This is a genomic window from Sediminibacterium sp. FW305-C-49, from assembly GCF_058231085.1.
In genome coordinates this window covers 116,595-136,452 of sequence record NZ_JBIQXS010000003.1, presented here as the reverse complement: position 1 = coordinate 136,452, position 19,858 = coordinate 116,595, and the positions used below count along the sequence as shown (strand labels likewise).

General features: G+C 42.1%; 18 protein-coding genes. 7 read left to right on the top strand and 11 right to left on the bottom strand.

Features of this window, described 5'->3' with window-relative positions:
• The first annotated feature begins 95 nt into the window (after positions 1–95).
• The gene (locus tag ACH3Z1_RS14705) at positions 96–1,073 is read left to right on the top strand and encodes a GlxA family transcriptional regulator (protein ID WP_490822749.1); all 978 of its coding nucleotides are present in this window, start codon (positions 96–98) and stop codon (positions 1,071–1,073) included.
• A 228-nt stretch (positions 1,074–1,301) separates the two neighbouring features.
• Positions 1,302–1,799, top strand: coding sequence for a ferritin (locus tag ACH3Z1_RS14700; RefSeq protein WP_490822748.1), 498 nt, complete (start codon positions 1,302–1,304; stop codon positions 1,797–1,799).
• 42 nt (positions 1,800–1,841) lie between these two features.
• Here ACH3Z1_RS14700 and ACH3Z1_RS14695 read toward each other — a convergent pair whose 3' ends face one another.
• Positions 1,842–3,749 carry a hypothetical protein gene (locus tag ACH3Z1_RS14695; protein WP_490822747.1) on the bottom strand — a complete coding sequence of 636 codons (1,908 nt, stop codon included), beginning with the start codon at positions 3,747–3,749 and terminating at the stop codon, positions 1,842–1,844.
• A gap of 182 nt (positions 3,750–3,931) precedes the next feature.
• Between ACH3Z1_RS14695 and ACH3Z1_RS14690 the strand changes: the two genes are divergently transcribed.
• Positions 3,932–4,807 (top strand): hypothetical protein, encoded by an 876-nt coding sequence (locus ACH3Z1_RS14690; protein ID WP_490822746.1) that lies wholly within the window; start codon positions 3,932–3,934, stop codon positions 4,805–4,807.
• On the opposite strand, the gene ACH3Z1_RS14685 is transcribed toward ACH3Z1_RS14690, so the two are convergent.
• Positions 4,804–5,310 (bottom strand): GNAT family N-acetyltransferase, encoded by a 507-nt coding sequence (locus ACH3Z1_RS14685; protein WP_490822745.1) that lies wholly within the window; start codon positions 5,308–5,310, stop codon positions 4,804–4,806. The two genes, ACH3Z1_RS14690 and ACH3Z1_RS14685, sit on opposite strands and share 4 nt — an antisense overlap.
• Positions 5,311–5,404: 94 nt before the next feature.
• On the opposite strand from ACH3Z1_RS14685, the gene ACH3Z1_RS14680 reads away from it, so the two are divergent.
• Positions 5,405–5,770, top strand: coding sequence for a VOC family protein (locus ACH3Z1_RS14680; protein WP_490822744.1), 366 nt, complete (start codon positions 5,405–5,407; stop codon positions 5,768–5,770).
• A gap of 15 nt (positions 5,771–5,785) precedes the next feature.
• Here ACH3Z1_RS14680 and rfbD read toward each other — a convergent pair whose 3' ends face one another.
• The 4 genes from rfbD to ACH3Z1_RS14660 are packed head-to-tail and all read right to left on the bottom strand — an operon-like array spanning position 5,786 to position 10,128.
• A complete protein-coding gene (gene rfbD, locus ACH3Z1_RS14675) occupies positions 5,786–6,658 on the bottom strand; it encodes a dTDP-4-dehydrorhamnose reductase (protein ID WP_490822743.1) in 873 nt (290 codons plus the stop codon).
• Positions 6,659–6,660: 2 nt separating this feature from the next.
• Positions 6,661–7,635 carry a UDP-glucuronic acid decarboxylase family protein gene (locus tag ACH3Z1_RS14670; RefSeq protein ID WP_490822742.1) on the bottom strand — a complete coding sequence of 325 codons (975 nt, stop codon included), beginning with the start codon at positions 7,633–7,635 and terminating at the stop codon, positions 6,661–6,663.
• Between the two features lie 57 nt (positions 7,636–7,692).
• Entirely contained in the window at positions 7,693–8,994 is a 1,302-nt protein-coding gene (locus ACH3Z1_RS14665; protein WP_490822741.1) for a UDP-glucose dehydrogenase family protein, read from the bottom strand.
• A 3-nt stretch (positions 8,995–8,997) separates the two neighbouring features.
• Complete coding sequence (locus tag ACH3Z1_RS14660) at positions 8,998–10,128, bottom strand: DegT/DnrJ/EryC1/StrS family aminotransferase (RefSeq protein WP_490822740.1); 1,131 nt, start codon at positions 10,126–10,128, stop codon at positions 8,998–9,000.
• A 123-nt stretch (positions 10,129–10,251) separates the two neighbouring features.
• Between ACH3Z1_RS14660 and ACH3Z1_RS14655 the strand changes: the two genes are divergently transcribed.
• Positions 10,252–11,508 (top strand): 3-deoxy-D-manno-octulosonic acid transferase, encoded by a 1,257-nt coding sequence (locus tag ACH3Z1_RS14655; RefSeq protein ID WP_490822739.1) that lies wholly within the window; start codon positions 10,252–10,254, stop codon positions 11,506–11,508.
• Here the strand turns inward: ACH3Z1_RS14655 and ACH3Z1_RS14650 are convergent.
• The 5 genes from ACH3Z1_RS14650 to ACH3Z1_RS14630 all read right to left on the bottom strand — a co-directional run bounded on the left by ACH3Z1_RS14650 (position 11,481) and on the right by ACH3Z1_RS14630 (position 18,533).
• The gene (locus ACH3Z1_RS14650; RefSeq protein WP_490822738.1) at positions 11,481–12,200 is read right to left on the bottom strand and encodes a DUF8457 domain-containing protein; all 720 of its coding nucleotides are present in this window, start codon (positions 12,198–12,200) and stop codon (positions 11,481–11,483) included. The genes ACH3Z1_RS14655 and ACH3Z1_RS14650 overlap by 28 nt on opposite strands.
• Before the next feature lie 75 nt (positions 12,201–12,275).
• Positions 12,276–13,718, bottom strand: coding sequence for a TolC family protein (locus ACH3Z1_RS14645; RefSeq protein WP_490822737.1), 1,443 nt, complete (start codon positions 13,716–13,718; stop codon positions 12,276–12,278).
• Between the two features lie 11 nt (positions 13,719–13,729).
• Positions 13,730–16,900: an efflux RND transporter permease subunit gene (locus ACH3Z1_RS14640; RefSeq protein ID WP_490822736.1), complete on the bottom strand. Its 3,171-nt coding sequence runs from the start codon at positions 16,898–16,900 to the stop codon at positions 13,730–13,732.
• A gap of 6 nt (positions 16,901–16,906) precedes the next feature.
• Positions 16,907–18,031: an efflux RND transporter periplasmic adaptor subunit gene (locus ACH3Z1_RS14635; RefSeq protein WP_490822735.1), complete on the bottom strand. Its 1,125-nt coding sequence runs from the start codon at positions 18,029–18,031 to the stop codon at positions 16,907–16,909.
• A 94-nt stretch (positions 18,032–18,125) separates the two neighbouring features.
• On the bottom strand, positions 18,126–18,533 hold the full coding sequence (locus ACH3Z1_RS14630; protein ID WP_490822734.1) for a hypothetical protein: 408 nt from the start codon (positions 18,531–18,533) through the stop codon (positions 18,126–18,128).
• A 108-nt stretch (positions 18,534–18,641) separates the two neighbouring features.
• Here ACH3Z1_RS14630 and ACH3Z1_RS14625 point away from each other — a divergent pair, with 108 nt between their 5' ends.
• Complete coding sequence (locus ACH3Z1_RS14625) at positions 18,642–19,208, top strand: thymidine kinase (RefSeq protein ID WP_490822733.1); 567 nt, start codon at positions 18,642–18,644, stop codon at positions 19,206–19,208.
• On the top strand, positions 19,198–19,857 hold the full coding sequence (locus tag ACH3Z1_RS14620; protein ID WP_490822732.1) for a heme exporter protein CcmB: 660 nt from the start codon (positions 19,198–19,200) through the stop codon (positions 19,855–19,857). The genes ACH3Z1_RS14625 and ACH3Z1_RS14620 overlap by 11 nt, the downstream gene beginning before the upstream one ends.
• Position 19,858: the final 1 nt, after the last annotated feature.

Sequence of the window (19,858 nt, the reverse complement as noted above, 5' to 3'; positions counted from 1 at the left end):
AAAGCAAATTCAGACAGTTGATGCATGAAAACGACAAGTTGAGGGGTGGATTGCGACAATGACTATTTTTATGTGGCTACTTACTATCTTAGTGTATGCGTATTTCTGTTTTTGTTCCTGAATATGGTGTTATTGAAGCCATTACACCTCCGTTCAGGTCATTTCATACCGCCAATGAATTTCTTACCGCATTTGGTAAAGTGCCGGTATTTGAAGTAGAATATGTAGGTCTCCACCAATATGTTACCGCCAACAATGGTGAGTACACCATAAAAACAGACCGGTTGCTGAAAGATGTTGAAACCACAGACCTGTTGATTATTCCACCCACTTTTGGCGATACTGCAAGAGGCATAGAAGCCAATGCCGAAGCCATACCCTATTTCAAAACATTGTACCAGCAAGGTACCAGCCTGGCGAGTCTTTGTATTGGTGCTTTCTTACTGGCTGAAACAGGTTTACTGAATGGTAAAAAATGTTCTACCCACTGGGCCTATATCAATGAGTTCAGGGAGAAATACCCTGATGTGACAGTAGAAGACGGCGCCATCATCACAGAATATGAAAATATTTACAGCAGTGGTGGTGCGAGTAGTTTATGGAACCTGGTGCTCTACCTCATCGAAAAATTTTCTGATAAGGAAACCGCAGTGATGATCTCTAAATATTTCGCACTGGATATTGGCCGCGACAGTCAGGCCCAGTTTGCCATTTTCAGGGGACAGCGCAATCATACTGATACAGAAATTCAACAGGTACAGGATTTTATTGAAAAAAATTATGAGGAAAAACTCAGCATTGAACAACTGGCTGATATGATCAGTACGGGGCGAAGAACTTTTGAAAGAAGATTCAAACAGGCTACCAATAATTCACCCATTGAATACCTGCAAAGGGTAAGAATAGAAGCCGCCAAAAAACATTTTGAGGGTTCACGTAAAAATGTAAACCAGGTAATGTACGATGTAGGCTATACCGACACCAAAGCTTTCCGTGATATTTTCAAGAAACTTACAGGACTCACTCCTATTGAATACAGGAACCGGTTTATTAAAACGACAACCGAGGTATAAATGGAACACAGATTTTCATGATGATGATCTTTCATGATAAATCATAAGAATCATGAAAATCCGTGTTCCATTTATGCTGATTTTTTGAAAAATTATTGATGATCATGAATGAATTAAGCCACAGATTCACAGATTATTTAGTACTAATCTGTGAATCTGTGGCTTAATTCATTCTCACACTACGTCAATTCTATCTATTAATCTTTGTACCTTCAAAGAAAAAAGATCATGCTAAGCAAAACAATGGCCGAGGCCTTAAACAAACAAGTGCTGATGGAAGCTCAGAGCTCCCAGGCATATCTTGCCATGGGTAGCTGGGCAGAAATTCAACCCGGATTAAAAGGTGTTACTTCTTTCTTCTTTAAACACAGTGAAGAAGAAAGAATGCATATGCTGAAGCTCATTCATTATATCAACGAAAGAGGTGGATTTGCCATAGTGCCGGAACTCAAACAACCCACTCTTACTTTTGTATCGCTCAAGCAGGCATTTGAGGAGTTGTTAAAACATGAACTCGCGGTAAGTGCCAGTATCAACGAACTTGTTGATCGATCCTTAAGTGAAAAGGATTATGCTACCCATAATTTCTTACAGTGGTATGTAATGGAACAGATGGAAGAAGAAAAACTGGCCCGCGACTGTAATGATAAACTGGAAATGGTGGGCGATGACCGTAGCGGATTATACCTGTTCGACAGAGATATTATGACGATGGAGAATAAATAATAAAAAACAGAAATGACCTTCCCTGAGTTTGTTGAAGGACGATCAGAGATAATGTCGCCAGTTAAACAGAAATCGTAATCCTGCAAACCAAACCGACTTTAACTCAGGCACAGGTGTATTTATGGGGGCAATTACTTTTGCGCTGTGTGGTATATCAACACCTCCATACAACTGCATCATAATACTGGAGGCCTGGTTAGATGAAAAACTTCTGTAGGCCCTGTACTCCAGTATGGGCATTTCAATTTTGCTGGAACGATATTCAAGCAGTATCGCCTGATTATTTTTATCGGGCAGGATCACAAAATCACGGACACCACGCAGTCCATACAAGGAAAGTCCGATTTCTCTTCCCAATACCATTTGAAAACGACCGACCTTTGTTCGAATAGCAGATTGCCAGGGAATAAGTCCGCCATTCACTGCCGCTATTGCCATTTTTTTATAGGCGGATGGTGCCAGTAGCCCCAGGATCGGGGCTGCAAAAATAAGATCACCCGGAATCAGGAAAAAAGGTACTCTTAAGCGAATATTATAAGCCGACCTTGCCGGTATAGCAGAAGCAAACGCATTGGTTGCCACAGCACCCCCGCTATAAAAAATGGTATTGGAAGAAGCTGATTCCTGTCGCCAACCCAGGTCTATAAACATTAAACCATCTCCCGACTGGTTTATAACGCCTTCCAGTCCCAGACCAAACCGAAGATTGGCATCGAGTCCACCAAGCCCTCCGGCTTCTGTTTGATCGATACCAAACCCACCAGAAATACTCGAAACATTCAACGATGTACTAATGCCAATAAATGGTCCTATCTCTGCTCTGAAACGAGGTAATGCACCTGCTCCGCTGTATAAACCAGGTATGGGCGTTACCAGCATTATTTCTTTTATCAGCGCCGTTTCGCCATTCATTTCCGGCATCGACAGATTGGTGCAGACATTGAAATCCGCAGGTTTTCTTTCTACTATTTCAAAACCAATTGTCTGCGTACGGGGTTCCGTAAAAACAGACAATAACTGAGAAAGACTTTGACTCATTGCGAGAGATGCCAGTTCTATATCCTGATCAGTCATCCATGCATCGCCTTTTACTACTTTCCTTTTCCCGGCCCAGGTTTCTATTTCGAGTCCTTCTTCATTGTAATGATCATGCGTTCCCTTCTGCAAAGCTGCGCCACCCCATGAACCAGCTATATGACCCGCTGCAAAAGCATCCTGCAGAAAATGTAAGGCGAATGCTTCATCTGCCATGGCTGCAATGAGTAACGATAATTTATCAGGTTCATTTTCCGTTTCCTGTGCATAAGCCATCATTTTCAACATGGCACTGCGATGAAAATATGCATATACGCCCATGGCATTTAAAGCAGCACCTTTTTGAATACAGCTTTGCAGGTATTGGTCAAGTGTAATTCCTGACTGTTCCCGGGGCAATAAAAAATGAACACTGTTTACACCCGCGCGGGTAGCATACTGTGCATCTTTTTTTAGTAGCTGCATATCTGAACTACGCAGGTAATTCGACCGCTGGCTACTGTTTTGGGCCGTTGCCAGTCGCTCTCCCAGTTTTACACCAATCTCATTTACATTGAATATCCATTGCGAGCGGAGAATGGTATTCAGCATATCGGAGGGTGAACAGCTATGGTCTCCTGCAATAGCGGGCCATGCGGCATAATCGAGCAAACGCCCCTTTCCTGCTTTGGATGTATCGATAACCAGTGTTGCCAAACGTGTACTATGTTGCTGTTGAAGCAGGCTCCATAAACGGTCTAACACTAACCTGTTACCATATGATAATCGCTGAATGGCAGCCAATGATATTCTTCTGTGTTCAGGATATACCCAGGCATTTACATGATTGGGAAAGCAAAAAATCAGCAGTCCTGCCAATAGGCATGCACGGAATGAGGCTGATAAAAATAATTGAACTGGTTTATACAGTAGCATACACTAAATGATCAAACCGGGGTTATTATAGAATCCCTATGAAAGGTACTGAATAAGTTTTTAGATCATTCTATTAGATTTCCTGGAAAGCGGATTGTTTTATACTTCTCTTGATGAAAGTTTTGTGCTATCACTGCTCTTTTTTATCTTACCATGAGTTCTATTATCTGTTGTAGAAGAATATGTACGTACATCCAACCAATATTCAGCAAACTGCTAACGACAGTCACTCAAGAAAAGATGATGCTCCAATGAGTGAGTCGCTAAGTTTACCTGCCCGGAATGGGCTTCCTTATTTGCAATCAGCGGCAGACAATAATGATAATTCAATACAGTTAATGGCTTATCAAAGCATGGCTAATTCATATCAGCAGAGCTATCAAATGCCGGTTGTACAGAGAGAAGAAAGGCAAACAACACTGTACGCCAAAGATGGGGTTAACTGGAAAAAAAATATGCAGATCATTGATTCTACTGATCCATCAGATTATGTGCATTTATCCAGAAGTACCACGAGTGATCCGCAATCTATTCATGAACATGCATTACCAGCCGATATTGTGCCATCGGGTGCCGCCGGAAAAAGGGAAAAAGTAGAAACTGCCACTGACGCTGCACCTACTTTCAGCAGAGCCAATTTTACTGCAGGCAATAACACGCATATCACACTGGAAGGACGTTATATGCGGGTTTTGAGAAGACTCGCTACAGATATGTTTGATGATCGTGCGGCCATTAAAGGCGGGGCTCCTGTTGATGCTGAATTTGCCAATTTGAATTTCGGAGATTTTGATGCACATGCCGGAGAGCAAGTTTCACCCTATAGTATTCAGCAATGGATAGAAAATGCTGCGGATGACACGGAAGATGCATTAAGAACCAATGTTGCACCGGAATTACAGGGAGCCGTTCCTGAATTAATAGATGTTGCCAATGAAGTGAAAGATTCTACACTCAATTTTGCCAATACCCTTATTGCCAGTACACCTGCTTTAAATACACTCGAACAAAATAATAAACTGGTTCACTATGGCGGCGCTCCATGGGCCAGAACTTAAACTTCCAGCTCGAACAGGCTTACTTTATCCAGTTTGTAATGATCGGGCAGCTGGCTGGTGTCTTTTAATTCCACCAGTCCAAGAAATCGAAACCCGCTTTCCTGGTAATGCTGAATAAGTTTCTGGTTCTCTCCTACTGTATCTAAGCGTACATATTTTTTTCCTTGCTCTTTTGCATATGTTTTTGCCCAGTTCACAATTTCTTTCACTAAATGCCTGCCCCTGAATTCGGGCACAGTTGTTATACGATGAATATAGATGGATGGATCAGCGTCTTTTTCTTCCCATATGTCCGGATCATTAAATGTGATGGCCCATATACAGGCCAGTTCTCCATCAATCATCATCTTCCATTGCCGACCTTCTTGTATTTCTTTGATCACCATATTTCTATCGAACTCGGGGAAGTGCACCCAGAATCTTTCTTTCATGTATTGGGCTGCCATCCTGTATAAACAGAAAATAGTATCTATGTCTGCAAGAGTGCTGTTGCGTATTTCCATACTATAAAAGTACATTTCTCTCCATTGGGTTCTGCTATAGAATTGACAAACGGTTGTCTTTGGGATACTGCTAACTTTATACAAACCTTAGCTTATGTCTGTCATTCTCCAGAATCACCATGTTCTAGCAGTTCATGATCTCGATGTACATGTTGCATTTCTTGAAAAAATAGGATTCAGTGTTGTCAACCGACCTGATGGTTGGGTCTTTCTTCAGAAAGATAATTGCATGATGATGCTTGGCGAATGTAAGGACGCGACACCTGCTAACGAACTTGGCGACCATAGTTATTTTGCTTACCTGCGGGTGGATGATGTTGATGCTTATTACAATGAGCTAAAGAAAAATGATGTACCCACTTTTGATGAACCTTCTACCAAACCATGGATGATGCGTGAATTCGCGATCCGTTTTCCGGAAGGGCACCGGTTAACCATTGGTCAGTGGATGGGTGGCTAATACGGTCTCAAAAAATTAATATTGAAGCTGCAAAATACATTCCTGCAGTGCTTCTTTCCAGTCACGCATAACAATTCCGTAAGTCGTACTTATTTTACTCGTATCCATTACCGAATAAGCAGGTCTTTTAGCAGGTGTGGGATATTCTGCTGTTGTTATTCCGTTCACCCTACAGGACAGAGATGCCTGTTGAGCAATCGCTCTTGCAAAATCGCTCCAGTTGGTAACGCCTGCATTGCTGTAATGAAAAATGCCGTACTGTTTATTTCCTTTTTCTAATTGCACAATGATCTGCAAGATTGCCGTAGCCAGGTCACGTGCGTAAGTTGGCGAACCCACCTGGTCGGCCACTACATTTAATGTATCGCGGTCTTTCATCAACCGCAGCATCGTCTTTACAAAATTATTACCGTGCGAACTATACACCCATGATGTTCTGATAATAATTGTAGCGGGGTTGTTGGTCAATGCCAACTGCTCGCCCACCTGCTTGCTGTACCCATAATAATTTACAGGATCTGTTGCTTCATCAGTAGCATAGGGTTTTGTTCCCCTGCCATTGAAGACATAATCAGTAGAAATGGTAATGAGTGTTGCACCCTGTTTTCTGCAAGCATCTGCTATGGCTCCTGGTGCCTCTGCATTTACCTGATAGGCCAAAGCCTGCTCTGTTTCTGCCTTATCAACAGCTGTATAGGCAGCGCAGTTAATAAAATAGGCGGGCCTGTATTGCCCGATACATTTTTGTATGGACTGCGGATCAGAAAGATCCAATTCTGTTCTATCTAAAAAAACAAAATTGAACTGAGGATAAGCATCCGCCAGTTGCGTGAGTTCCCAACCCAGCTGCCCCTGTTTACCTGTAACTAGAATGACTGGTTTTGCCATCGTTAATTAAATTCTTTGGGTTGTTTTGACCATTCCTCTTTTGGCAATGCCTTAAAATATTCATAGGTTTTTTTCAGTCCCTCGGCTCTGTCAATCAGAGGCTCCCAACCCAGTATTTCCCTGGCTTTCGTAATATCGGGTCTGCGTTGTTTAGGATCATCCACCGGCAATGGTTTATGTACAATTTTTACGGAAGAGCCCGTGAGTTTTAATACTTCCTCTGCAAATGCCAGCAGTGTTATTTCATTAGGGTTACCAATATTTACAGGCAGCGCATAATCACTCATCAGTAACCTGTATATACCTTCTACCAGATCGTCTACATAACAGAATGAACGGGTCTGGCTGCCATCACCAAAAACAGTAAGGTCTTCTCCTCTTAAGGCCTGACCAATGAATGCAGGCAAAGCCCTTCCATCATTCAATCGCATACGTGGGCCATAGGTATTGAAAATGCGAACGATTCTTGTTTCCACACCGTGATAGGTATGATAAGCCATGGTGATGGATTCCATAAAACGTTTGGCTTCATCGTATACACCTCTTGGTCCAACCGGATTTACATTACCCCAATATTCTTCTGTTTGAGGATGCACCAATGGATCACCATACACTTCACTGGTAGATGCTACCAGTATTCTGGCTTTTTTTTCTTTGGCCAATCCAAGACAGTTATGTGTACCCAATGCACCCACTTTCAGGGTTTGAATCGGAATCTTTAAATAATCGATCGGACTTGCAGGTGAAGCAAAATGAAGAATATAATCGAGATGACCCGGTACATGGATGAACTTGGTTACATCGTGATGAAAGAACTCGAAATCAGGCAACCCCAGCAGGTGTTCGATATTTTTCATATCGCCTGTGATGAGGTTATCCATCCCAATTACATGGTACCCTTCACGAATAAACCGATCGGAAAGATGTGAGCCAAGGAACCCCGCTGCACCTGTAATGAGTATTCTTTTTTTTGACATAATTTGTAATTGTAGGTAGATAGTCCACAGGCCATGAACTATTAACTATCGACTATTTTATTTCCTCCCCACACTTTCATAGTGATAACCCATATCTGTCATTTGTTTTACATCAAATAAATTTCTTCCGTCAAAAATGACTTTGTTACCAAGTTTTGCTTCGATAGCTTCAAAATCGGGTGTACGGAACTCACTCCATTCTGTGGCGATAATCAATGCATCTGCGTTGTTCAATACATCATACTGATTTTCCGCATAAACAATTGCATCACCTAACACCTGTTTTACATTGTTCATCGCTTCAGGATCAAAAGCAGCTATTTTAGCACCTTTATCAAGTAAAAAACGGATCATATCCAATGCAGGTGCTTCCCTGATATCGTCTGTATTAGGCTTAAATGCAAGCCCCCATAGCGCCAGTGTTTTTCCCTTCAGATCGTTGTTAAAATAACGAACAATCTTTTGTGCCATATGAAGTTTTTGTGCTGCATTTACCTGCTCTACGGATTTCAGAATTTTAAAATCATACCCGGCTTCTTCTGCTGAACGTACCAGTGCCTGCACATCTTTTGGAAAACAACTTCCACCATAACCAATACCCGGGAACAAAAATCTTTTTCCAATACGGTCATCACTTCCGATTCCACGACGCACCATGTCAACATCGGCCCCCATTCTTTCACAGAGCTGGGCTATTTCGTTCATAAAAGAAATTTTGGTCGCCAGAAATGAGTTGGCAGCGTATTTGGTTAATTCCGCTGAACGTTCATCCATGTAAACAATCGGGTTACCCTGGCGAACAAAAGGCGCAAAGAGATCGCCCATAATTTTTCTGGCTTTTTCCGAATCCGTTCCTACTACTACCCTGTCGGGCTTCATAAAATCGTCTACTGCCACACCTTCACGTAAAAATTCGGGATTACTCACCACATCGAATTCTCCTTTGTAATTAGCGGCTATGGCCTGTTTTACTTTGTCGGCAGTTCCAACAGGAACAGTACTTTTATCAACAATAACTTTATAACCGGTTAATATTTTACCGAGTTCCTCTGCTACCCCTAAAACATATTTCAGATCGGCTGCACCATCGGCACCGGGTGGAGTGGGTAAAGCCAGAAATACAATCTCTGCTTCATTGATACCCGCTGCCAGATCGGTTGTAAATTTCAGTCTTCCTTCTTTCAGGTTCCGCAGAAATATTTTCTCCAGCCCGGGTTCATAAATGGTGATTTCTCCTTTGGATAATCTTTCTACTTTCGACGTATCAATATCAACACATATTACTTTATTGCCTGTTTCAGCAAAACAGGTTCCTGTTACCAGGCCCACATATCCCGTTCCTACAACTGCAATCTTCATACCTTATTTGTTTACAAAATTTAATACCTGTTGTGTAATATACTCCAATTGTTCAGCATCCATTTCGGTATGTACAGGTAAGGAAATGACCCTTTCTGTTAACCAGTCTGTAGTTGCCAGTTCATAAGCAGGTAATGCAAAATTTTTGAACATATCCTGTTTATGGCCCGGAACCGGATAGTAAATCATGGATGGGATTTTGTATTCTGCTAAGTGAGCCACCAACGCATCTCTGTTTACGCCGTTTAACAGCATGGTGTACTGGTGATAGACATGTGTACTATATGGTGCCACATAGGGTGTGGTGATTTTATCATTGCCCGCAAATGCATCATTGTAATAAGCAGCTACTGATTGGCGCGCGGCATTGTATTCATCCAGTTTTTTTAGTTTTACATTCAGTACAGCAGCCTGTATACTATCAAGTCTCGAATTACAGCCTACTACTTCATGGTAATATCTTTTTTGCTGACCATGATTGGCCACCATTTTTAACTGTTGCGCCAAAACATCATCGTTGGTAAAAATGGCGCCGCCATCTCCATAGGCACCAAGGTTCTTACTGGGATAGAATGATGTAGCACCAATGGTTCCGATGGTCCCTGTTTTTTTTACTGTTCCATCTGAAAATCTGTAATCAGACCCTATGGCTTGTGCATTGTCTTCTATCACAAACAGGTTATGCTCTTTTGCAATATGCATGATTTCTTCCATGGGTGCAGCATGTCCATATAAATGGACCGGAACAATGGCTTTGGTTTTGGGTGTAATGGCTTTACGCAAAGCTTCGGGATCCATACAAAAAGTTCTGGGATCCACTTCCACAAATACAGGTGTGAGTTTCAACAGCGCTACTACTTCCGTTGTAGCGATATAAGTAAATGAGGGTGTAATTACTTCATCTCCGGGCTGTAAACCCAATGCCATCATGGCTATCTGCAAGGCATCGGTACCATTGGCACAGGGTATGGTATGTTTTACCCCGAGGTATTTATTCAATCCATGTGCAAAGTCCTGTACTGCTTTCCCATTAATATAAGCTGCTGAATCTAACACTTCCTGAATAGCGGCATCTACCTCCGTCTTAATCTGTTCATACTGCCTCTTTGTGTCAACCATTTGAATAGGTCTCATACGCAATAACCTTTAGGCTGCGAAATTACTGCAAAAAAGCTCATTTTTTTGTGCCGCCAATCAATCAATGAATTGGTTTACAAGAAGTTTAAGTTGTTATTTTGTGGTTATAAATAACCGCCATTGCGTTTACTGTACCGATTATTCGTCTGGATATACCCCAAAGCCGCATGGTTATTATCTTTTTATAACCCAAAGGCCAAACTTTGGGTGCGAGGAAGAACACAGCAATTCCGGAAACTGTCAATGGTTTTTCATACCAACCAGCAGCCTGTGGTATGGATGCACTGTTCTTCCTTAGGCGAATATGAACAGGGCAAGCCCATTCTTGAAGCGCTAAGGCAACAGTATCCGACATACTTTATCCTGGTCAGTTTCTTTTCACCTTCGGGTTATGAGATCAGAAAAAATGATCCGGTAGCCGACCATGTTTGTTACCTACCCATGGATCGCCCCTATAATGCCAGTCGTTTTTTAAATATTGTTCAGCCATCACTGGTACTTTTTGTAAAGTATGAGTTCTGGTATTATTACCTGGATGAAATCAGGCAAAGAAATATTCCACTTCTGTTGGTATCGGGTATTTTCAGACCCGATCAGCCATTTTTTAAATGGTATGGCAGTTTTCATCGTTCCATGCTGCAGAAATTCTCTCATCTGTTTCTACAAAACAAGGATTCATATGAACTCTTGCAACAAATTGAACTGACACAGGATTTTTCAGTGGCTGGTGACACCCGATTCGATCGGGTATTACAAATTGCAGGCAGATTTGAAGCATTACCGCTGATCGATACATTTTGTGGCCATCACCCGGTCATCGTTGCAGGAAGTACCTGGACAGATGATGATGAAGCACTCGATCATTTTGCCAATACCTATACCGATATCCGTTTTATCATCGCACCACATGATATTGATGAAGACCGCCTGAAAGAATGCGAACATCTGTACCAGCATAGCATACGTTATTCCACACTGGTCTCGCAACCCGATGCCGCTATCGATAAAAATGTATTGATCATAGATAATATGGGCATGCTGAGTAAACTTTACCATTATGCTACCATTGCCTATATCGGAGGCGGGTTTGGTGATGATGGCATACACAATGCATTAGAAGCCGCTGTATTTAATAAGCCTGTAGTATTTGGTCCGGTTTACGATAAATACCAGGAAGCTATTGATCTTGTGGATGCGGGTGCCGCATTTAGTGTGGAAGATGCTTTGGAACTGGAAGCGCAATTAAAAGAATTGTTATCCAATCAAACCCTGTTAAAAGAAGCGGGAACTATTGCAGGTGCATATGTAAGGGAACAGGCGGGTGCTACAGCTATGATCATTGAATATATTCAGGCAAAGCGTCTTCTTACCAACTGATCAAATAATTTTGCCGTTTCGCATTGATCACCCCACCCGAGTTTTACTTTCAGTTCTCTTTCTATCCAGTATTGGGCTTCCGGATAAATGGTAAATCCATTGATGGTTTTCATGCTTCTTTCATACATGCTCTCATCGCCTCGGAACAACTCATTCACAAAAAGATAGCGATCATTGATCCCTACTGCTTTTTTGAGGTCGCGCACGGGTGCACTTTGTAATACGGTAGCTACTTCTAACCTTTCTTCTTTTAGTCTGTCGTTTAATTCCGGTTGTTCGTGTTGCGCTACCAGTAATTCATTCAGTTCATACACTTCCTTCTGAACCTGTGAGGGCTGGTGTACCATGGTTGGAATTTCAACCGGTATATTCATCATCCAGGGAATAGCAGCTTCTTCTGTTTTTTCTGTTTCAACTACCGCTACAGGGGCAACTTCTTTCACTTCAACAATGGGTTCAATAACAGCATTATTTTCTTTTTGGGCTTCAGTTTCCTGAATCGCAGCCGTCAGATTTCCATAAGAAGATGGCATCGTTACAGAGACCTTACTTTTGATGGTGGAAGGTTGCTGTTGCAAAGCCGTTTGTAGTTCGGCCAGCAATAAGCGGGTATTGACAAGGAGTTTGGCAGCATCTGCATCCTGCTCAAACTGTTCTTTCAATTTATTGATCAATGTGCCTACTCTTTCCATGGGCATGATGATTTTGGGGGAGAAACACAAGTTACTAACGATTTTTAGTACTGTTTAGTATTTCTCCCACTCATTTTATTGCCACCCTCCACCTAATGAACGATACAAATCGATCTGCGACTGTAACAATATCTTATATGTAATAACAGATTGCAACTGGCTTTCGAGTGAGCCCTGCTGAGCGGATATGACTTCCAGATAAGAAGCATAACCAGTCACATAGAGTTCCCGGGCCGTTACTACAGCCGATTCCAGGGTTTGTGCCTGTTTTTTCTTCAACTCATATACTTCTTCGTTATTTACAACGGCCCCCATACTTGTAGCCACTTCCTGGTAGGCTTTCAACACTGTTTGCTGGTATTCATACCATGTTTCAGCTCGCTGTGCCTCAGCCTCTTTTAACATTCCTTTGAGTTTACCACGGTTCCATACAGGGCCCGTCATACTACCAATTAATCCATAAGCAATAGAACCTGGCGTTATCATCTGCGCTATATTAAAAGAATTAAATCCGATATAAGGTGTGATATTCAAAGAAGGAAGAAACGATTTTCTTGAAGCACTCAATTCAGCACCTGCGGCCATCAGCTTCATTTCAACTGCCCGTATATCAGGTCTGTTCACCAATAAATCTGATGGTACACCTGTTTTTACTGCCCCTCCCAGTTTCAGATTGAATACTGAGTTTCTTCTTTTTACAGGCTGTGGCAGTCTGCCAAGTAACTGATTAAGTTCATTTTCTGTTTTCACAATACTTTGCCTGATGACCGCTGAAAAACTTTTTGTATTGTACACCTGTGCCTCAAATTGTTGAACAGCCAGTTCATTGGCCCTTCCGCCTGCTTTCTGGATTTTCACCACACTTAACGCATCTTCCTGTAAACGAATATTCTTTTGAAGGATTTCCATTTCACTATCCAGTGCTATCAGCTCGTAATACATTTCGGCCACCTGTGCGACCAGTTGTGTTACAAGCCACTGCCTTTCCATTTCTGATGCCAGCACTTTTGAATAAGCTGCTTTTTTTCTGTCGTTGAGTTTACCCCATACATCCAGTTCCCAGTTGCTTCTAAAGCCAAGAAAAAGATCTGGTGTTACCAATGGGATGCGTTGTTCTTTCGAAATATTGGGAGAAAGATTTGTATCGAAATTACCCACACCATCAATTGTATACTTCCCATATTTATTAAATCCTGCTGATGCCATTGCTTCGAGCTGCGGAAGTCTTGCATTGGCAGTAATATTCATCTGCGCTTTTGCAAGGCTGATACGCTGCACTGCTTTTTGCAGATCGAAATTGTTTTGCAGGACCACTTCTATCAATTGCAGTAAGGCAGTATCCTGGAAAAATGACTGCCAGTTCATGTTCAGCATTCCTGATGTATCCTTGCTGTTCCGGTAAGTATCAGGCAATCTCAGTTCTTTTAATGACTGTGTCGACTTTGGGACAGAACAACCCAGCATGATAAGCGCCGGAATGATCAACAGATATTTATATTGTTTAAGTATTTGTTTCATGGATAACAGGTTTATTGATCTGTGTATTGTTCAGCATTCTCTTCTGTAACAATCACGATTGCATTATTTTTTCTTTTTGTTTTTTCTGCGAGTTGAGCAAACAGGTAATAAAGACCGGGTATAACAATTACCCCAAATACGGTACCTATCAGCATACCTGCTGCAGCAGCAGTTCCGATTGAACGGTTACCCATAGCCCCCGCTCCCGATGCAATACACAATGGAATAAGTCCGGCAATGAATGCGAATGATGTCATGAGGATTGGTCTCAACCTCGATACTGCTCCTTCCAGCGCTGCATCGATAATGCGCAGCCCCTGTTTTCTCCGAAGTATGGCAAATTCTACAATCAGGATTGCATTCTTACCCAACAAACCAATCAGCATTACCAGTGCTACCTGTGCATAGATATTGTTTTCCAGGCCGAATAATTTTAATCCTAGAAAAGCACCAAAAACCCCAGCAGGTAAAGAAAGAATTACAGATAGTGGCAAAAGAAAACTTTCATATTGTGCCGCCAGAATGAGGTATACAAACAATAAGCAGATACCAAAAATAAATACGGCCTGGTTACCGGATAGTATCTGTTCTCTCGTCATACCCGACCACTCATAACTATAGCCTCTCGGCAAAGCATTATCGGCTACTTCTTTTAACGTGTTGATGGCATCACCACTGCTATACCCCGGAGCAGCATCGCCCGTAATAAGCGCTGATGTATACATGTTGTAACGCGTTAACTGTTCGGGGCCAAATACCCGTTCCAGTTTTATGAATGTGGAATAGGATACCATTTCTCCCCTGTCGTTCTTTACATACAACTGAAGTATGTCTTCCGGTTTTGAACGGTATTGCGGAAAAGCCTGTACCATTACTTTATACATCTGTCCGAAACGAATAAAGTTGGTGGCGTAATAACTACCAATCAATGTTTGTAGTGTACTCATTGCATTTTCAATTGTTACACCTTTCTGTGCAGCCATATCCTGATCTACATGAATCAGGTATTGTGGAAAGGACGGATCGAAACTGGTGAATGCAGTTCCTATGGCTTTTGTTTTCTTTAGTGTATCTATCAGTGCATTGGCTACTTCTGCGGTTTTTTTCAGGTCTCCCGAACCTGTTTTATCCAGTATGCGCATTTCAAAACCACTCGCATTGCCAAAGCCGGGAACCGTTGGTGGCGGAAAAAATTCGATGTCCGCATCTTTGATATGCGCAGTTTTCTTTCGCAGTAGTGCAATGATATCATTTACCGATTCGGATCTTTCCATCCAGGGCTTCAGGTTAATCATGGCCATGCCATAAGATGCGCCGGCCACTTCTGTTACAAGACTATACCCCGAAAGAGTGGATACGTTTTCAATTGCCTCTATTTCTTTAATGGATTCCTGAATTTGTTTCATTACCGTCTCCGTTCTCTCTACTGTTGAGCCAGCCGGTGCAGTTACATTCACGTATACCATTCCCTGATCTTCTGTTGGAATAAATCCTCCAGGCAATACAGCTGAAACACCCCATGTTGCAACAAAAAACACGATCAGCAACGATATGGTAATGACCCGTTTTCCGGCAATCGCTTTTAATAATTTCTGATACCTGTTGGAGGTGTTGTCGTATCGTTTATTGAACACCGCAAAAAAACGATGTAGCAAGTTTTTCTTTGCCGGCAGGTGCTGGTGCTTTAACATGATGGCACACAATGCCGGTGTAAGTGTTACCGCATTAATACCTGAAATGACAATCGCGATGGCCAGCGTGAGCGAAAACTGGCGATAAAATACGCCTACTGGTCCCGACAAAAATGCTACCGGAACAAATACCGCCGACATCACCAGTGTAATGGCCACCAATGCACCGCTGATTTCTTTCATAGCTGCAATGGTAGCATCCATGGCAGACATATGATGTTCACTCATCTTTACGTGCACTGCTTCTACCACCACAATGGCATTGTCTACCACAATACCAATTGCCAACACCAATGCAAATAATGTTAACAGGTTAATGGAAAACCCAAGCAACTGCATAAAACAAAGTGTTCCTATCAATGCCACGGGAACAGCAAGTGCAGGTATAAGGGTTGATCTGAAATCCTGAAGGAATATAAAAACCACGATGAATACAAGGATAAAGGCTTCGACTAAAGTCTTCAGCACTTCTTTTATTGAAGCATCAAGAAATCGGGAAACATCATATGCGAAATTGTAATTCATACCCGGCGGAAAAGAACTTTCTTTCAGTTCCTCCATCCGCTTCTTTACATTATTGATTACATCCCGAGCATTCGAACCCGGACGTTGTTTCAGCATGATGGAAGCAGATGGTCTGCCGTCTGTTTTTGATTCCATGCTGTAAGTCATGGAACCAAATTCGATATCAGCAATGTCTTTCATGCGCAATACCGACCCATTTGATTCGGCACGGATTACAATATTTTCATACTGCATGGCTTCTGACTTCTTACCAGTATATCGCAATACATATTGCAATGAACCGGGATTCATACCGGAGCTTTCTCCTGTTTTACCCGGTGCTGCTTCCACATTCTGATCACGCAAAGCAGCTACAACATCCTGTGCAGAGATATTGTATGACAGCATACGATCCGGCTTCAGCCATACACGCATAGCATACTCTCTTGAACCCATGATTTCTGCAAAACCTACACCATCAATACGTTTCAGTTCCTGCAGAATATTAATGTCGGCAAAATTGTAAATGAACTGTTCATCAGCAGTACTGTCTTCACTCATAATGTTGAGGTACAACAACATACTGTTTACTTCTTTTTCAGTGGTTACACCCGCCTTAATTACCTCCTCCGGCAACTCATCGAGTACGGTAGTTACCCTGTTCTGTACATTCACAGCGGCGAGATCGGGATCGGTACCTACTTTAAATGCAATTGAGATCAACGTAATACCATTATTGCTCGATACCGATGACATATATGTCATACCAGGCACACCATTAATGGCTCTTTCAAGTGGTGTAGCTACTGCTTTGGCACATACTTCGGCATTGGCACCTGTATATTTAGCCGTAACGGTTACAGACGGAGGAACAATATCGGGAAACTGTGTAACGGGCAATGTAAACAATGCAAGTACACCTAATAGTGTGATCAATAAAGAGATCACGAGCGACAACACAGGCCGCTTGATAAATATTTCGAACATGACTGATTATTTGGAATAAGCAATAAAGTTGGCTTCGGTAATCATACGCGGAGTAATCTTCATTCCATCACGAATATTCTTCACTCCCTCATACACAATCATTTCTCCGGGTTGTATACCCTGTTCAACAATATAAAAATCAGCCACTCTGTTTCGATAGGTAAAACCACGCATCTTCACCACATTGTCTTTTCCTACAACAAATACATAGTTCTTATCCTGTATTTCAAAAACAGATTTCTGTGGAATCAACATCGCGTCTTTGACTATACTTGTCAGTCTTACTTTGCCCGAGGCTCCGTGTTTCAATAATTTTGATGGATTGGGAAACCTCGCCCGGAATGCAATGGCTCCGGTATTTTCATTGATTTCTCCATCCATGGTTTCAATATGACCTTTTTGTGGATACGCTGTTCCGTCAGACAATACCAACTGAATGGCTTCTTCGCGGGATGTGGCATTGCTTTTTTCTTTCCTGAAGCGCAGGTATTCACTTTCCGACACATGGAAATAAGCAAACACATTGTGTATATCTGAAATGGTGGTTAATAACGCACCTGGATCGATGAGGCTACCAATTTTCAATGGTATCCTGTCAATTATACCATCGAATGGAGATTTAATACTTGTTAGTGCAAGTTTATTTTGCGCGCTAGCCTGTATTGCATTCGCTTCTTCCACTTTTGCCTTTGCGGCTCTTAGTTTTGCGGAAGCCAGTTCATATTCAGTTGATGAAATTACTTTTTTCTCTACCAGCATTTTTATCCGGTCGAGTTCCAGTTCTGCAGCTTTTGCCTCTGCCATGGCATTGGATACATTGGCTTTTGCTTTGGCCACTTCAGTTACATATTCAAGATCGTTAATCTGAAATAAGAGTTGTCCCTTTCTTACTTCCTGACCTTCATCTACATAAATATTCTCCAGAAACCCATGCACTCTTGCACGGATTTCTACGTTACGTACAGCCTGTATCTCTGAAACATACTCTGTTAACAACAGGGTGTCTTTTTTCAGTATAGCTACAACAGGCAATTCTGTATTGGTTTGCTGATTTTGTTGATCGGTGCTTTTGCTTTTACAGGATATCATAAACAAAAACAGGAATGATACAAGGGGTAAAAATGATCTCATTGTACAATTTGATGTCTGTGAATGGAATAAATACAGGTTTACCCGCACTGTTATACAATGCAGGACAGGCAATCAATCAATAAAACAGAGGAGATCAGAACGGAGTTAATCTAAAGAGGAAACCATGAAAGTGTCCTAGTGCCGGCGAGGGATAAAACCGATTAAAGGCTCCGGTATGTGTTTTTATATATGCTGGCGGCGATAGTGCTTTATCGCGCTGGGCAGCAATAATAACTCTGGGTAAAGTTGTTTTACCAACTACCCGGAAAATGCTGTAATGTGCTCCCGATTCTTCGTTATTGGGAATGTTATCCGGTAACCCGTGTACGGTCTCCAGCATGTACTCCAGCACTGTAAATGATTCGGTCTTATTAAAACGCAATTCATCTGCATCATCGGCAAGGGAGCCGGATGTAAAATGACAGCCCGGACGGGCGGTTACCATATTAGCAAAACCCATAAGCAGCAGCACGACAATAGTCTTCTTAAAAAATTCTTTCATACAATTTTTTATTTGCTCATGGGATCTACCCTGAATTCAGTAAAAACAAAAATATGAAAATAAGCGTCGTTTAAAGTAATTTGCTCCGCCCGATTATAAAACATTAACATGTTTATAGAACCGAATTTAACAGGTGAACGCAGAGGCTGGATTGAAGTAATCTGTGGAAGTATGTTCAGCGGCAAGACCGAAGAACTGATCCGCAGGCTGAAAAGGGCCAAAATTGCCAACCTAAAAGTTGAAATCTACAAACCTGCCATCGATGTTCGTTACGACGAAACGCAGGTGGTGAGTCATGATGCCAATAGTATTCAAAGTACCCCAATAGAGAACTCGCAGACGATTCTGCTGATGGCCCAGGATGTGGATGTAGTAGGTATTGATGAGGCCCAGTTTTTTGATGCAGAAATCATGCATGTATGCGAAATGCTGGCATTAAGAGGCACACGTGTAATTGTAGCCGGACTTGATATGGATTACCTCGGGCGCCCTTTTGGACAAATGCCCAACCTATTGGCCATTGCCGATTATATCACCAAATTGCACGCCATCTGTATGAAATGTGGCAATATTGCCAATGTTTCCTACCGGAAAGTGGCGGGTGATGGACAAGTGCTGCTGGGAGAAAAAGAAACCTACGAACCACGTTGCCGTAAATGTTACCATGAAAAGTAGCACCACTATACTTGCACTTGTTAAGAAAGACCTCCTGCTGGAAATGCGCCAGCAATACACTTTGTATGGCATACTCCTGTATGTGGCATCCACTATTTTTGTGGTTTACTTATCAATGGGGCAACCGGATGATGCTGTATGGAATGGTTTATTCTGGGTAATACAGCTTTTTGTTTGTGTGAATGCAGTGGCCAAAAGTTTTCTTGCCGAAGGACGTGGCAGGATGTTATATTTCTATTCCATTGCCGGACCAGTCGATTTTGTATTGGCCAAACTCATTTTCAACCTGCTGCTGATGCTGGTGATGAGTTTGCTGAGTTTACTTGTGTTCTCCCTGCTGCTCGGCAATCCTTTACAAAATTTTCTGAAGTTTACTGCCATCGCCTGTTTGGGTGGTATCAGCCTTAGTCTGGTATTTACTTTCCTGGCAGCCATTGCTGCAAAAGCACAGCAGCAATCGGCCATGATGGCCATCATGGGTTTCCCGCTGATTATTCCCCAGCTATTATTGTTGATGAAGATTTCAGGAACAGGTTTCTCCGACGTAATCCAGGCCGGCTGGTGGCAAATGGTACTGATGCTCGTTGGGCTTGATATTCTCGTTATTGCCCTCGCAGTGATTTTGTTTCCTTTTCTGTGGAAAGACTAAA

Bases quoted from the DNA above. Each gene is read 5' to 3' on its own strand.
- ACH3Z1_RS14705 (WP_490822749.1), top strand. From the start codon at position 96: ATGCGTATTTCTGTTTTTGTTCCTGAATATGGTGTTATTGAAGCCATT.
- ACH3Z1_RS14700 (WP_490822748.1), top strand. From the start codon at position 1,302: ATGCTAAGCAAAACAATGGCCGAGGCCTTAAACAAACAAGTGCTGATG.
- ACH3Z1_RS14695 (WP_490822747.1), bottom strand. From the start codon at position 3,749: ATGCTACTGTATAAACCAGTTCAATTATTTTTATCAGCCTCATTCCGT.
- ACH3Z1_RS14690 (WP_490822746.1), top strand. From the start codon at position 3,932: ATGTACGTACATCCAACCAATATTCAGCAAACTGCTAACGACAGTCAC.
- ACH3Z1_RS14685 (WP_490822745.1), bottom strand. From the start codon at position 5,310: ATGGAAATACGCAACAGCACTCTTGCAGACATAGATACTATTTTCTGT.
- ACH3Z1_RS14680 (WP_490822744.1), top strand. From the start codon at position 5,405: ATGTCTGTCATTCTCCAGAATCACCATGTTCTAGCAGTTCATGATCTC.
- rfbD (WP_490822743.1), bottom strand. From the start codon at position 6,658: ATGGCAAAACCAGTCATTCTAGTTACAGGTAAACAGGGGCAGCTGGGT.
- ACH3Z1_RS14670 (WP_490822742.1), bottom strand. From the start codon at position 7,635: ATGTCAAAAAAAAGAATACTCATTACAGGTGCAGCGGGGTTCCTTGGC.
- ACH3Z1_RS14665 (WP_490822741.1), bottom strand. From the start codon at position 8,994: ATGAAGATTGCAGTTGTAGGAACGGGATATGTGGGCCTGGTAACAGGA.
- ACH3Z1_RS14660 (WP_490822740.1), bottom strand. From the start codon at position 10,128: ATGAGACCTATTCAAATGGTTGACACAAAGAGGCAGTATGAACAGATT.
- ACH3Z1_RS14650 (WP_490822738.1), bottom strand. From the start codon at position 12,200: ATGGAAAGAGTAGGCACATTGATCAATAAATTGAAAGAACAGTTTGAG.
- ACH3Z1_RS14645 (WP_490822737.1), bottom strand. From the start codon at position 13,718: ATGAAACAAATACTTAAACAATATAAATATCTGTTGATCATTCCGGCG.
- ACH3Z1_RS14640 (WP_490822736.1), bottom strand. From the start codon at position 16,900: ATGTTCGAAATATTTATCAAGCGGCCTGTGTTGTCGCTCGTGATCTCT.
- ACH3Z1_RS14635 (WP_490822735.1), bottom strand. From the start codon at position 18,031: ATGAGATCATTTTTACCCCTTGTATCATTCCTGTTTTTGTTTATGATA.
- ACH3Z1_RS14630 (WP_490822734.1), bottom strand. From the start codon at position 18,533: ATGAAAGAATTTTTTAAGAAGACTATTGTCGTGCTGCTGCTTATGGGT.
- ACH3Z1_RS14625 (WP_490822733.1), top strand. From the start codon at position 18,642: ATGTTTATAGAACCGAATTTAACAGGTGAACGCAGAGGCTGGATTGAA.
- ACH3Z1_RS14620 (WP_490822732.1), top strand. From the start codon at position 19,198: ATGAAAAGTAGCACCACTATACTTGCACTTGTTAAGAAAGACCTCCTG.